Annotated in this window: 14 protein-coding genes; 8 read left to right on the top strand and 6 right to left on the bottom strand. The window is 65.5% G+C overall.

Features of this window, described 5'->3' with window-relative positions; translation table 11 throughout:
• Window positions 1–41: 41 nt before the first annotated feature.
• From GPT33_RS12475 to GPT33_RS12500, 6 genes are all read right to left on the bottom strand, one after another.
• Window positions 42–671, bottom strand: coding sequence for a hypothetical protein (locus GPT33_RS12475; RefSeq protein WP_296809417.1), 630 nt, complete (start codon window positions 669–671; stop codon window positions 42–44).
• On the bottom strand, window positions 668–964 hold the full coding sequence (locus tag GPT33_RS12480) for a V-type ATP synthase subunit F (RefSeq protein ID WP_296809418.1): 297 nt from the start codon (window positions 962–964) through the stop codon (window positions 668–670). Before GPT33_RS12480 ends, GPT33_RS12475 begins: the two co-directional genes overlap by 4 nt.
• A 13-nt stretch (window positions 965–977) precedes the next feature.
• Window positions 978–1,337: an ATP synthase subunit C gene (locus tag GPT33_RS12485; RefSeq protein ID WP_296809420.1), complete on the bottom strand. Its 360-nt coding sequence runs from the start codon at window positions 1,335–1,337 to the stop codon at window positions 978–980.
• A gap of 241 nt (window positions 1,338–1,578) precedes the next feature.
• On the bottom strand, window positions 1,579–3,411 hold the full coding sequence (locus GPT33_RS12490) for a V-type ATPase 116kDa subunit family protein (protein ID WP_296809421.1): 1,833 nt from the start codon (window positions 3,409–3,411) through the stop codon (window positions 1,579–1,581).
• On the bottom strand, window positions 3,411–4,190 hold the full coding sequence (locus GPT33_RS12495) for a hypothetical protein (RefSeq protein ID WP_296809424.1): 780 nt from the start codon (window positions 4,188–4,190) through the stop codon (window positions 3,411–3,413). The genes GPT33_RS12490 and GPT33_RS12495 overlap by 1 nt, the downstream gene beginning before the upstream one ends.
• Window positions 4,187–4,573 (bottom strand): hypothetical protein, encoded by a 387-nt coding sequence (locus GPT33_RS12500; protein WP_296809425.1) that lies wholly within the window; start codon window positions 4,571–4,573, stop codon window positions 4,187–4,189. Before GPT33_RS12500 ends, GPT33_RS12495 begins: the two co-directional genes overlap by 4 nt.
• A gap of 338 nt (window positions 4,574–4,911) precedes the next feature.
• Here GPT33_RS12500 and GPT33_RS12505 point away from each other — a divergent pair, with 338 nt between their 5' ends.
• From GPT33_RS12505 to GPT33_RS12540, 8 genes are all read left to right on the top strand, one after another.
• Window positions 4,912–5,229: an ATPase gene (locus GPT33_RS12505; RefSeq protein ID WP_093191204.1), complete on the top strand. Its 318-nt coding sequence runs from the start codon at window positions 4,912–4,914 to the stop codon at window positions 5,227–5,229.
• Between the two features lie 60 nt (window positions 5,230–5,289).
• Complete coding sequence (locus GPT33_RS12510) at window positions 5,290–6,360, top strand: V-type ATPase subunit (protein WP_296809427.1); 1,071 nt, start codon at window positions 5,290–5,292, stop codon at window positions 6,358–6,360.
• A 41-nt stretch (window positions 6,361–6,401) separates the two neighbouring features.
• Window positions 6,402–8,330: a V-type ATPase 116kDa subunit family protein gene (locus tag GPT33_RS12515; RefSeq protein WP_296809428.1), complete on the top strand. Its 1,929-nt coding sequence runs from the start codon at window positions 6,402–6,404 to the stop codon at window positions 8,328–8,330.
• Between the two features lie 207 nt (window positions 8,331–8,537).
• Window positions 8,538–8,987: an ATP synthase subunit C gene (locus GPT33_RS12520; protein ID WP_296809430.1), complete on the top strand. Its 450-nt coding sequence runs from the start codon at window positions 8,538–8,540 to the stop codon at window positions 8,985–8,987.
• A gap of 63 nt (window positions 8,988–9,050) precedes the next feature.
• Complete coding sequence (locus tag GPT33_RS12525; protein WP_296809435.1) at window positions 9,051–9,371, top strand: V-type ATP synthase subunit F; 321 nt, start codon at window positions 9,051–9,053, stop codon at window positions 9,369–9,371.
• Window positions 9,372–9,541: 170 nt separating this feature from the next.
• On the top strand, window positions 9,542–10,183 hold the full coding sequence (locus GPT33_RS12530) for a V-type ATP synthase subunit E family protein (RefSeq protein ID WP_296809432.1): 642 nt from the start codon (window positions 9,542–9,544) through the stop codon (window positions 10,181–10,183).
• A gap of 4 nt (window positions 10,184–10,187) precedes the next feature.
• On the top strand, window positions 10,188–11,984 hold the full coding sequence (locus tag GPT33_RS12535; protein WP_296809433.1) for a V-type ATP synthase subunit A: 1,797 nt from the start codon (window positions 10,188–10,190) through the stop codon (window positions 11,982–11,984).
• Between the two features lie 188 nt (window positions 11,985–12,172).
• Window positions 12,173–13,072, top strand: a 900-nt coding sequence (locus GPT33_RS12540) for a V-type ATP synthase subunit B (protein ID WP_296809434.1), incomplete at its 3' end; no start/stop codon positions are given.

The raw sequence follows: 13,072 nt of genomic DNA on the forward strand, positions 1-13,072 counted from the left end.
GCGCAGGACGGGGCCGCTGATCCAGGTGGTTTCCGCCGTGCTCATATCTCGACCCCCGCATCCGTCGGATGCCGTGCCAATACCGCCAACAGGCGCGCCTCCAACCGTCGGCGGTCACGCAGCAGGCCCTCGAGGCTCGCATCCAGGACCGCGCCCTGCGCTTCGATGACGAGGCCGGCGGACACGGCGCCGTCGGCCCGAAAATGCGGCACCTGGCCCAGCGCCAGGGTCAGCTCGGCCTCGAACGGTCCCCATTCGGCAGCAGACCACTCGGGCGGATGGCGTACCGTCCAAAGCCCGATCGGGAGCCTTCGCTGCGCTTGGGCGATGGCATGCCTCGCCCAGACGGCGCGCGTCTCTTCATGCAACCAGCGCCTGCTCAGCGCATCGCGCAGGCGCGGCCAAGCCAGCTCCAGGAGTTGCGCGTTGGCCCGATCTCCGCTCGCGCGCACACGGGTGTCGTGCTCGGCCCGCGCAGCATGGAGGCGGGATCGCGCATTCGCGCGCTCCGAGACGACGCGCGCGTGAAGCTGGGCGCGTGCGCGTCGGTAGGCATCGGCGAGCAGGGTCTTCGCCTCGGCGCGCGCCGTCTCCAGGAGCGTACGGCACTCGGCGTCCCGATACTCCTGAATCAGTGTCACCAAACCACGTTCGCGCTCTTCGAGCTTCATTCGGCCATCCCCAAATGGCGCCGCACGTCGGCGACGAGATCCGGTGCGGCAACCCGGTTGCGCACGTCCGGGATCACCAGGACCAGCGGCCAGGTCGCCAACTCCGCCTCTCGCAGCAGCTCGGGCGGCAGTGCGGCCGCGACCTCGGCGGTCACGACGATGACACGGGCCTCCTCGCGCAGCCGCTGAAAAAGCGCACGCACCTCCTGCGGCTCGGGGCAATGGACTTCGACCCCCGCGAGCCGGAAACCGAGCCCGCTGACCTCGTCGCCGAGGAAGGCACAGGCCACCATGGCAATGTGTCCCTCAACCGAGCCGGTTGAGGATCAATACGGAGATGATGAGGCCGTAGATGGCAATGCCTTCCGCGAGCCCGACCAGGATCACCAGCCGCCCGAACAGCTCGGGCTTCTCGGCCAAGGCGCCGACGGCTGCGGCACCGATGGTCGCGACCGCATAGGCCGCGGCAACCGAGCCCACCATGGTCGCGAGAGCCGCTGCCAGGTATCCCCAACGCAGTACATCCGGGTGGATCGGCATCACCTCCTCGAGCGCGACCACCTCGGACGCGATCGCACCCGGCTGCCAGAACAGCAGGCTGGAAATTCCCGCGAGTAGGGCGACGCCCAGCACCATCACACCGGCGAACAGGATTTGTCGATTCATGACTCCACTCCTTTTAAACCGCGCCCGGCGCGGTATGCGATGTTTTTGGGATGGGATCGGCCCCGGCAGACTTCACGACCGCTGGAGTCGGCGCGATTTAAGTTATTAAACAATAAATCATTTTAAACCGTGTCCCCGCGAAGGGCCGTGGCTGCACCCAATGTCGATCTCACTCGAACATGCGCGTCTCGCACTGGACGCGGTTTAGCACGCGTTGAACCGCCGATGGACCCGGGTCCGCTCACACCGAACCCTGCACGGCCTCCCGCACAATGGGCGGCGGCGCCGGAAGTGGCCGGAAGACCCTCCCGGTGCCCTGCAGGAAGCGGTTGAAGAACTCGAACAGAACGAGACGCGTGGTCTGAATCGAGACCACCAGCCCTTCCAAGAGGATGATCAGGACATTGCCCAGGATCATGATGAGGATCCCCGCCCAGAGCGGCACCGAATCCGCCATGGTGACCACGGCGACCGAGAGTGCCGAATGGGCCAGCGCAAAGGCACCGACCCGCGCGAACGAGAGCGTATTGACCAGGATCTGGACCCCGGACTCCAAGAGGTGGCCGATGGCGGCAAGCCCGCCAAGCAAGGCGCGATGGACCATGAAGGCGCCGATCAGGTACCACGCCAAACCGAGCAACGCCACCCAGCCGAGACCGGGGCGCAGCACCGTCGCAATCAACCCCAGATAGAGGACCAGAAAACCGAGATCCTGCATCAGCCAACGCCCGAGCTCGCCGCGCCACAGTGCGCTCAGACCCGATAGGAGATGCCCGAGACTCAACAAGGCGACGGCGAAGAGCAGAGGGACGCCGAGCAAGGTCAAGGGATCGTGCAGCGGATGCATCCAGAGCGCGGGGATGATGTCCTCGCGACCGAAGAGGCTCCCGAACAGGACCCCGAAGACCATCGCCGAGACGCCCCCGAGCACCAACAAGCGCGCCTCCGGCCAGCGCCGCTGAAGCCACAGACCGACGCCGAGCAGCACCGCGCCCTGCCCGACGTCGCCGAACATGTAGCCGAACAACAGGGGCACCACGACGAGCAGCAACGGCGTCGGATCCGCCTCGTCCGAGCCCGGCACGCCCAAGGCGCGCGCGAAGAGCTCGAACGGACGCATCCACGGCGGATTGTCCAGGATCTGCGGCGGGCGCTTGCCGGGCGGCGGCTTGGTCAGGCGCAGCAAGGCGCGGGTGCGTCCGGCCTCGAGGGCGGCTCGCAGCCGCTCGCCGCTCAGATCGTCGGTCCAACCCGTGACCCAGACCAGATGCTCGCCGGCACGCTCCAGACACCCGACATGTCCGGCAAACCAGGCCAACCCGGCCACCTCGCCGAGCGTGTCGCCGAGGTCGAATTCGTCGAACAGGGTGTCCAGCTCGGCCTTGAGATAGACGACCCGCGTCGAGAGGAAGTCACGCCGCGCACCGATCCTGGCGAGCGAATCGCGCGCATCGCCCTTCAGCCAGGGTGGCCGCTCGATGACCCGACCTTTGGCCGCCTGCACCAGTCGCTTGACCGCGTCGAGACGATCGCGCGGACCCAAAATCATGGCGCAGTATTCGTCGCCCCAGGGGATTTGCCGCGGGATGACGTCATCCGGCAACTGCGGCCGGGCATCCCTCGGCAAGACCGCGCAGAAGGTCCCCAGAACCGGTCCGCTGCGCGCCACCGCGCCGAAGTCGAGCGGACTGTCGATGATCTTGCCGATCACCTGTGCCAACCATTTGAGCCGAGTCAGCTCCTCCTCGCAGGACTGGAGGATGTCGATCAGCGGATCGGCCTCGCACCGCCACGCCCCGATCCGCGCCAGGGCGCGCTCCAAGACCACGTCGGGCGACTCGACCAACATCTTGCGCCGCAGCCGTGCGCGCTCCCAGTAGCGTCCGTAGCGCACCCTCAGCGCCTCGTAGACCCCGAGTCCCTCGGAGAGATGCTCGAGCGGGAAATCCCCGCAGACCCGATCGCGGATCTCGATCTCGACCGCACCGGTGCGTGCGAGCTCGGTCACGGTACGCACGCTTTCGCGCCGTGGGCACAGCACCTCGAACCAGCGCGTGGAGGCAGGACGCAACATCAGCAATCCGGACGCCCCCCGTCGAAGAGCGCCCGACTGAGCAAGGCCCCGCGCAGCCGTTCGAGATCCAGAAAAACGATCGCGAGATATGCGAACAGCGCGACGGGCTGAACCGGGTGTTGATGGAGATAGGCGCGCAGACGATCGCGCAGGGCTTCGCGCAGCTCCCAGGCGGAGGCGGAGGGCCCGCCGCGGAAACGCTCCAGATGGGCTTGGATCAGCCGGGAGAATCCGTCCAAATCACGCCGACAGCGGCCTCGACAAGTCGGCCAGCGTTCGCGCCAGGCCGTTTGCCAGCGCGCGCCGAGATCGATGGACCCACCGCTCGCGTCGGTCTCGGCGCACAGCGCCGCTAGCCCGCTCGCCTCCCATGCCTGCGGATCCAGCGCACCGTCCTCGCCGATCAGGCCGCGCAGCCGGACGTCCAAGGTCGACCAATCCGGTAAGGTCTCGCCGCGCGCCAGATGCTCGAGCTGGGGCAGCCAAGGCAGCCAGGCGACCCACTCGATCGCCGCTCGCCAGCGCGCAGGCGACCAGTCGGCGACGGTCACGGCCGTATCCAGCGCGAGGGCGCGACAGCCGCGATCCAGCTCATGGGCCTGACTCAATCCGGAGAAGGACCTGACCCAATCGATCAGCCCGGTCACGCGCGCCTCTTCCAGATAGGCCGCCAGGGTGCGCGCGCCGGACAAGCGCTGCCAATCCGCCGCGGTGGGCAGCCGGGACAGACGTGCTTGGAGGCGCGCCTGGGCATAGGCGAGACGGGGACCGGCGTTCATGACGGACCACCCGCGCCGCGCTCGAGCGCCCCGTCGGAATCGGCGGCGGCACCGATCATCTCATCGGCGAGAGCGGCGATGGCGGCGTTCAATCGAGCGTCGGCGGATGCGTCGAGACCGTCGCCGAGCGGCTCCGCGGCCCGATCGAGGAGATCGGATAGCGCGTGCTGCAGACTGGTGTCGGCGATCCGCTGAACCGAGAGGAGGCGTCGGTCGGTGCGCTCGACGAGGCGACGTGCATGGTCTTCGGCATCGGCCAGCAGCCGATCGGCTTGGATGCGACAGGCCGCGACCGACTCGCGAGCGGATGCCTCCGCGGCCAGTGCCCGGTTGAACGCGGCATCGATCCGTTCCAGGTCAGCATCGGAGGGCTGCTTGATCACGCCGCGTCTCGCTCCATCGCACTTCGACCGCGTTCCCCGGAAAGGGCTTCGACCAAGGTCTTGAGCCTCGACCGGGCCTCTCCGTCCCTTGTGCCCGTGCGTTTCACTCGGGAAGCGGTTTCGTTAGAATACGATGATATTCTAGTTCAGACGTCGCAAGATTCAGGGTAGCTGCAATCGTTCGATTTGATCCGTGTCACCTTCGTGACCGATTGCCCCGCCTGCGTGTGCACGAGGGGGCCGATCTCGGTATAACGCCCGCAGCGTCGCGCGCTTTTTGCCCGGTCTTCGGTTAAGGTAACGCGCCGTACCTCTGTTGTTCTAGCAGGTAGACCACGATGGACGACACCCTTCAACGCCTTCTCGAAGCCGAGATGCGCGCCGAGAAGATCGCTCAGCAGGCCGAGGCCGAGCAGGAGCGCACCATCCAAAAAGCGATGGCGGATGCCAAATCCGAGAACGATCGCTTCACCGCGCGGATCCCGGATTTGCATCGGGGCTTCATCGCAAAAGCCGAGGAGCGCGCCGAGCAAAACGTCGCCGAGCTGCGCCGTCGCTACGACGAGCGACACGTGCAATTGCGCGACCAAGCGGAGCGTCGCGAGGGCGAGGCGTTGGATGCAGCCTTTCAGGTCCTGATCGATCCGGATCGCTGAAAGCCGAATGCATCCCTCACCGGCGCGACACCCGACCAGCAGCTCACCCGCGGTTCCTTCATGACCATCATTGCCGACAACGCCTACCTCAACACGCGCGTCTCCGTCATGGCGATGCAGCTGTTCGAGCCGAGCGGGATCGCGGCGCTGTCTCACCTGCCCTTGGCGACCCTGGCGGAGCGTTTCGGCTTGACCGCCATCCTCGACGAGCAACAGTCGACGCGTGCGCGCAGTCGGGCGGTGGAGCAAAGCCTGATTCAGGTTCTGCTCGCCGAGCTACTCATCCTGGTGCGACCCATGAACACGGCCGAGCGCGCCCTGGTGCTCGATTGGGGACGCAAGTACGCACTCTTCAATCTCAAGACGCTGATCCGCGGCAAGCTCTACGACCTCGATCAGAAGGAGATCCAGGACAACCTCTACGTGCTGCCCGAGCACATGCGGTTGTCCGAGGAGGTCAGCACCGAGCTCTTTCGCGCCGAGAACGTCCTGGAGTTGTTGCGGCAGTTGGAGGCGGGGACACACCGCACCCTCGCCCGCCAAGCGCGCGAGGTCTACGAGCAGCAGCGCGAGCCATTTGCGTTGGAAGCGGCGATCGATCAACGCTACTACGCCGGGCTGTTGCGACAGGTCATGGCCTTCAGCGACGCAAACCTGGACCCGCTGAAACGCCTGATGGGCGCCGAGCTGGATCGCATCAATCTGATGTGGCTTCTGCGCTTCCGGTTCTCCTATCAGCTTTCCGCCTCCGAAACCTTCTACCATCTCGTGCCCTCGATGCGTCTGCTCACGCGCGAGCGGCTGCTGCACCTGGTGAATGTCGAAACCTTCGAGGGCGTCGTCGCCACCTTGCCGGCGCCGCTGGACCGATTGCTCGCCGGCAGCAAGAACATCGTGGACGTCCAAAAGCGCATCGGCGCCTACGCGGCACAAGAAGCCCATTGGGTTCTGCACCGCACCCAATCGGGCGTCGCGCGTGCACTGGCCTACCTGATGTTGCGCGAGCGCGACCTTCTGTTGTTGTTCGCGCTGGCCCAAGGCCAGATCCTGAACCTCCCGTCCGCCGCCATCGAGATCGCGGTCGAGCTCTCCGAGCCCGGATGCCCCTGGGCCGGGAGTCGGGCAGCCTGATGCGTTCTCAGATTCACCATCCGATGCCGAGGGGCTGACGCATGTTGCGGTCGACACCGATGAAGCATGTCCGGCTCTTGGTCCTCACCGAGGACCTTCCGCAGGCATCGCTCGCCTTGGCGGACATGGAGAGCTTTCACCCGGATACACGCCCGCCGACCGAGGTACGGCTCGCCGGTCTGCCGGGGCGCGAGTACCGCGAAGTCTTCGCCCAAGCCAACGCCCGTCTGGAGAAGATCGGCAAATTGATTCCGGTCCCGGAGACACCCGAGATCGAGCAGGTCCGCGTGGTCGATTTCGCGGAGCTGCAGACGCTGAACGCGTGGCTCGGCAAGGTCTGGAACGAGACCTCCAGCTACGAAGAGGATCTGCGCCGTCTCGACGACGAGGAGCGCCTGGTCAAGGAGCAGCAGGCCGCCTTGGCCAACTTCGCGCATCTCAACATCGATCTGGGGATGCTGCGCAGCAAGACGCGCTTTCTCGACTTCTACGTCGGCCTGGTCCCGCGCGAGAACCTGCGCCAACTGGAAGGCGCCATCGGGCTCGCCGGATACATTCTGCATCTCTATATGCAGCAGGACGAGAACGCCCATGTCGTGATCGTCGGCCCGGCCGGAACGAAGGAGAGTCAGCTCTCCGCCGTGCTCGACGCCGCAGGTTTTCAGAACCTGCCGATTCCGCAGGAGCTCGACCGTAATCCGGCCGAGCTGCAGCGCGATCTCGACGCCCAGCGCGCATCGATCGACGCTCAACGCAAGACCCTCCTCGAGACCCTCGCGCGCTGGTCCGACCCCTTCTCGGGACCGCTGCTGGAAGCGCGGCGAACCCTGTTGCTGGCCGAGCCGCTGGTCTCGCTCGATCCGTCCATCCGCAGCGCCGGTTACCTGGCCCATCTCGCAGGCTGGGTCCCGGCGCGCTCGGTCGAGCGGCTCGACGCTCGCCTGCGCGAATCGCTCAACCATCCTTTCGAGATGAGCGTGCGCAACCCTACGTCAGACGAACGTCCGCTTGTCCCGACGGTGCCGGCAAAGAGCTGGATCCTCTCGCCCTTCGCCATGTTGGTAAAACAATACGGCGTGCCCGAGTACGGCGAGGTCGATCCCACGCCGCTCTTTGCGGTGACCTTCGTCCTGATGTTCGGGAGCATGTTCGGCGACATCGGACAAGGCGCCGTGATCGCCCTCGCCGCCTGGCTGCTGCGCAAGAAGCTCGGGCGCTTCTGGCCGTTCGGCTTGATGGCCGGTCTGTCGTCGATGGTCTTCGGCGTGCTCTTCGGCAGCATCTTCGGCGAGGAGCATCTGATCCCCGCGCTCTGGATGAATCCCCTCAGCGACCCGCTCCTGATGCTGCGCATCGCGCTCGGCTGGGGCGTGATCTTCCTGACGCTGGCCTGCCTGCTGGCGATCTACAACCGACTGGTCGTGCGCAATTGGTCCGGGGCCGTCTTCGGGCATCACGGCATTATCAATCTGACCTTCTATCTGGCGCTGATCAGCGGCGCAGTGAACGTCGCCACGGCGGGCGAGGGTGTCCCCGGGGTTCGAGTCGACGCAGCCGACGCCTTCGGCACCCTCCCGATGGTCTTGGCGATCGGCGCACTGCTCGCCCTCGCCGCGCACAGTTGGCGGCATCAGCAAGGGGCGGTCGGGGAGAAGATCCTGGTCGTCTTCATCGAGACGTTGGAGACCCTGATCGGCTATGTCTCCAACACCTTGTCGTTTCTGCGTGTCGCTGCCTTCAGTCTGAACCACGTCGCGCTCTCGATCGCCATCATCACGCTCGCGAGCATGATGGGCGCCTTCGGCCATGTGGTGCCCCTGATCCTCGGCAACATCTTCGTCATCGTCCTGGAGGGCGGTATCGTGATGATCCAGGTGATGCGACTGCAGTATTACGAGGGTTTCTCCCGGTATTTCTCGGGGAACGGTCACGAGTTCGCGCCATTGAAGTTCCGGCGCGGATCGGCCTGAGGCATTCCTTCATCGGGAGTGAGGCATGGGACACATCTACGCAGACATCGACTCGATCAACCCGGCGAGCACGAACAAACCGACGGCAGTCGTCAAGTCTGCCGACGTGCCCGGTGAAGCAGACACCTAATCGCACCGACTCCGCACGCACCGCGAGTCGCCGAAGAACCGTATCGTCACAACCGAAACACAACACTGGAGCATTCAATGTACTGGCTCGTCGCCCTCATGACCTTCGCCATCCTCGGACTCATCCTGCTCGGACTCGTGCTTGAGCTTCGCCCGCAGCTCGCGGCCGGGGCTCGGCCCTGGTACAAGCCGGCGATGGGTACCCAGCTGGTTGTTTTCGTCGGCGCTCAGCTCGGACTGCTGGTGCTCGGCATCAACGATGCCTTCGCCAACGTGGATGTCGTCGCCGTCGAGTCCGTCAACGAGATGTCGCTCGGCATGGGTCTGGCGATCATCGGCGCCGGTATCCCGACCGCCATTTCCACCATCGGCGCCGGCATTGCAGTCGGTCCGATCGGCGCCGCTTCACTTGCCGCCATCACCGAGAAACCGGAGAACCTCGGCCGAACGCTGATCTATCTCGGGCTTGCCGAGGGTATCGCCATCTATGGCCTCGTCATCTCGATCCTGTTGATCAACAAACTCTAATCGGCGAGCCGTTCGGGAGCCTTTGTGGTGGACACGGAACAGGACTACGGCCGACCGACGCGGATGCTGTTCCTCGGCGAGGATCGGCTCGCCGACGGCTTTCGACTCATCGGCTTCGAGACCCATCCCAACCCCGACCCCGAACTCGTCGACCGGACCATCCGGGACCTGCTGCGCGGACGCGAGAAGGCCTTCGTGGTCGTCGACGATGCCGTGATGCAGCAAGACATCCCGAGCCTCAAGCGGGTGCGTCGCGAAGGGGGGCGGATCGTCGTGATCGCGGTGCCGCCGCTCGGCGAGCACCCGCAGTTGGGAAGCGACGTGGCGCGACGCCTGGCTGCCCTGTTCGGCAACGCCGTCGTCAATGCCAAGGCGGGGCCATGAGCCGCCGAGTCTCGCAGATCGCCGGGTGCGCCAATGAAGACCTTGGTTGTCATCAAACAGCATTCATTCACTTAAATCGCGTCTCAACCGTCGCCCCTGGTGTCCACCAGGCAGCGGCAAGCGACAAGACGATGTTTTTCGCTCCGGACGCGATTTAACGAGGGTCGATCGTGAATCAGGTACAAGAGCTTGAGCAGGCCATTCTGGCCCGCGCGGAACGACTGGCCGGCGAGTATCGCGATCGAGCCAGCCGCAGCCGCGACAACATCCTGCGCGAGGCCGCGGAACGACTGCGCATGCGCGAGAGCCGCGAAGAGAGCATTGCCAAGACGCTCGCTGACCGGACCTTCCGCCAACACGTGCAGGCCAGCGAGCTGAAGATGCAGACGCACCTGGACCGCATGCGCTGGAATCTGGTCCAGGATGTCGAGCGCGCGCTCGCCGGACGCATGAAGACGTTCAGCGAAGACCTTCAGCGCTATGACCCCTGGCTGGACAGCCTGATCGTGCGCGCGGCTAACCTCATCGAGGAAAAGTCCTTGGTCGTCTCGGCCAATTCGCGCGACCTGCAGCGCCTGGCCGAGCGCTGGGACGCCATCGTCGAGACCCTCCCGAGCCACAAGACCATGACCCTCTCCAAGGAACCGCTGGAGACGCTCGGCGGGGTACTCGTCGCCAGCCGCGACCGACGCATCCGCGTCGACAATACCTACGAAGGCCGGCTCGAGCGTCTGCGCCCTGCCGTCCAACAGGTCATCCTCGAACGGCTGCTGCCGAGCGGGTTCGACACCGGCAACCTCTTCAGCGGATGAGACCATGAGCGATACCAAAAGAACGGGGGTCATCCGAGACATCAACGGCCCCATTGTCACCGTCGAGTTGCCGGGCGTGCGCAGCGGCGAGCAGGTGAAGATCGGCGATCTGGGCCTCTTCGGCGAGGTGATCTCGCTGCGGGGTCAGCTGGCTGTCGTGCAGACCTACGAGTCCACCGACGGGGTACGCCCCGGCGAGCCTGCACAGGGCTTGGGCTGGCCGCTTTCGGTCGAGCTCGGTCCCGGTCTGATGGGCGGCATCTTCGACGGGGTGCAGCGCCCTTTGGAGAAAATCGCTCTGGAGTCGGGCGACTACATCCGACGCGGCATCTCGGTGCCCGCGCTCGATCGGGCGCGGGAGTGGGAGTTCGAGCCCAATCGCGAGCTGAGCCCGGGCGCCAAGGTCGGGCCCGGCATCGTCCTGGGCACGGTCCAGGAGACCACGACCGTCCTGCACCGCATCATGGTGCCGCCCGGCATCGAGGGCGAGCTGCTCGAGGTGGCGCCGGCGGGTGAATACGACATTGAGTCGACCATCGCGCGGGTGCGCGATCCGCGCGGCGTGAGTCACCGGCTGAGCATGTATCAGCGCTGGCCGGTGCGTAAACCGCGCCCTTATTTGCGTCGCGACGACGGCATCTCGCCCCTGATCACGGGCCAGCGGGTCATCGACACCTTTTTTCCGCAGCTCAAGGGCGGCAAGGGCGCCGTGCCCGGACCCTTCGGCGCCGGCAAGACGGTCGTTCAGCAGCAGATCGCGCGCTGGTCCAACGCCGACATCGTCATCTATGTCGGCTGCGGGGAGCGCGGCAACGAGCTGGTGGACGTCCTCGAAAGCTTCCCCGAGCTGGACGACCCCTACACCGGGCGTAAGCTGATGGAGCGCACGCTGTTGGTCGCCAACACCTCCAACATGCCGGTGGTGGCCCGCGAGGCGTCGGTCTATGTCGGAATCACCATGGCCGAGTATTACCGCGACATGGGCTACGACGTGGTCATGCTCGCCGACTCCACCAGCCGCTGGGCCGAGGCGCTGCGCGAGGTCTCGGGGCGGCTCGGTCAGATGCCGGTCGAGGAAGGCTACCCGGCCTATCTCGCATCACGCCTCGCCGCGGTCTACGAGCGCGCGGGGCGCGTGGAGACCTACGGCGCGGGCTCCGGTTCGGTCACCCTGATCGGTGCGGTCTCGCCTCCGGGGGGCGACTTCTCCGAGCCGGTCACCAGCCACACCAAGGACATCATCGAGACCTTCTGGGCACTGTCCAAGGAGTTGGCCGACGCACGTCACTATCCCTCGATCGACTGGGTCACCAGCTTCTCCAAGCACGTCCACACCGCCGCGCAGTGGTGGCACAAGGAGATCGACCCGGACTGGGAGAAGCGCCGCACCGCCGCACTCGCCCTGCTGGCGCGTGATGCCGAACTCTCGCGCATCGTCAACCTGGTCGGACCCGAGGCGCTCTCGGACGCGCAGCGCTGGGAGCTGGAAGGCGCATCCTTGATCAAGGAAGGCGTGCTCCAGCAAAGCGCGCTCGACGAGATCGACACCTTCTGCTCGCCGCAAAAGCAATATGCCCTACTCGATCTGGCCATCACCATCTACAAGCGTGGTGCCGCCCTGATCAAGCTCGGCGTGCCGGTCTCCGAGCTGCAACATCTCCCGCTCATGGCCAAGATGCGACGCCTCAAGTCGATGTACTCCAGCGAGCAGCTCGACCAGGTCCTCGCCTTCCGCGCCGAGGTCGATCATGCCATGGAGTCAGTGCGGATCGAATACGCCAAACACGGCGAGCAGGTCTGAACCGCGCTCGGAGCGACATGCTGTGTTTCGGGGCGAGCTCGTCCTTGTCCCAAACAATGGCGACGGCAGGACGCGATTCAGAAAAGTAAAATTTTTAGAGACTTGAACCGCGTCTGCTCCGGCGGACGTGGGCTGAGACGACATCGGATCAACATGAACACAACGCATAGCATGCCGGACGCGGTTCAATGAGCATCAAAGAATATCGCACCGCAATCGAGGCCCGCGGCGGCCTGCTGGTCGTCAAAGACACCGCCGGAATCGCCTTCGGCGACCGCGTGCAGATCAAAGACCACGCGGACAATACCCGCAACGGCCAGGTCATTCGCAGCGCCGACAACGAGGTCCTGATCCTGGTGTTCGAAGGCACCGACGACCTGGACCTGGAGAACACCTGGGTGCGCTTCCTCGACGAGCCGGTCGAGATCGCACTCTCACCCGAGATCCTCGGTCGCGAGTTCAACGGGCTGGGCGAGCCGCGCGACGGTCGCCCGCCGGTACTCTCCAACATTCGCCGACCGGTCGGCGGATCGGCCATCAACCCGGCCGCACGCACCTACCCGCGCGAGTTCATCCAAACGGGCATCTCCACCATCGACGGGCTCAACAGCCTGGTGCGCGGTCAGAAGCTGCCGATCTTCTCGGGCTCGGGTCTGCCGCACAATCGGCTCGCCGCCCAGATCGGACGCCAGGCCAAGCTGGTCGATCAGGAGTCGAGCTTCTCGGTCGTCTTCGCGGCGATGGGCGTGTCCTACGCGGATGCGAAGTTCTTCCGCGACGAGTTCGCCAGCTCCGGCGTGCTGCGCAACGTGGTCATGTTCATCAATCTCGCCGACGACCCGCCGGTCGAGCGCCTCACCCTGCCCCGCACCGCGCTGACCGCCGCCGAATATCTGGCCTACGATCTGGATCGACACGTCCTGGTCATCCTGACCGACATGACCAACTATGCCGAAGCCCTGCGCGAGGTCGCGACCGCCAAGGGCGACGTCCCGGCGCGCAAAGGCTACCCCGGCTATCTCTACTCGGATCTGGCCGAGATCTACGAGCGCTGCGGACGCATCCACAACCGTCACGGCTCCATCACC

Origin of the sequence: Thiocapsa sp., assembly GCF_011390875.1 — a bacterium.
GTDB lineage: Bacteria > Pseudomonadota > Gammaproteobacteria > Chromatiales > Chromatiaceae > Thiocapsa.

Excerpts from the sequence above, each read along its gene's own strand:
- GPT33_RS12485 (WP_296809420.1), bottom strand. The coding sequence starts at position 1,337 with ATGAATCGACAAATCCTGTTCGCCGGTGTGATGGTGCTGGGCGTCGCC.
- GPT33_RS12475 (WP_296809417.1), bottom strand. The coding sequence starts at position 671 with ATGAAGCTCGAAGAGCGCGAACGTGGTTTGGTGACACTGATTCAGGAG.
- GPT33_RS12535 (WP_296809433.1), top strand. The coding sequence starts at position 10,188 with ATGAGCGATACCAAAAGAACGGGGGTCATCCGAGACATCAACGGCCCC.
- GPT33_RS12505 (WP_093191204.1), top strand. The coding sequence starts at position 4,912 with ATGGACGACACCCTTCAACGCCTTCTCGAAGCCGAGATGCGCGCCGAG.
- GPT33_RS12490 (WP_296809421.1), bottom strand. The coding sequence starts at position 3,411 with ATGTTGCGTCCTGCCTCCACGCGCTGGTTCGAGGTGCTGTGCCCACGG.
- GPT33_RS12525 (WP_296809435.1), top strand. The coding sequence starts at position 9,051 with ATGCTGTTCCTCGGCGAGGATCGGCTCGCCGACGGCTTTCGACTCATC.
- GPT33_RS12510 (WP_296809427.1), top strand. The coding sequence starts at position 5,290 with ATGACCATCATTGCCGACAACGCCTACCTCAACACGCGCGTCTCCGTC.
- GPT33_RS12480 (WP_296809418.1), bottom strand. The coding sequence starts at position 964 with ATGGTGGCCTGTGCCTTCCTCGGCGACGAGGTCAGCGGGCTCGGTTTC.
- GPT33_RS12520 (WP_296809430.1), top strand. The coding sequence starts at position 8,538 with ATGTACTGGCTCGTCGCCCTCATGACCTTCGCCATCCTCGGACTCATC.
- GPT33_RS12515 (WP_296809428.1), top strand. The coding sequence starts at position 6,402 with ATGTTGCGGTCGACACCGATGAAGCATGTCCGGCTCTTGGTCCTCACC.
- GPT33_RS12495 (WP_296809424.1), bottom strand. The coding sequence starts at position 4,190 with ATGAACGCCGGTCCCCGTCTCGCCTATGCCCAGGCGCGCCTCCAAGCA.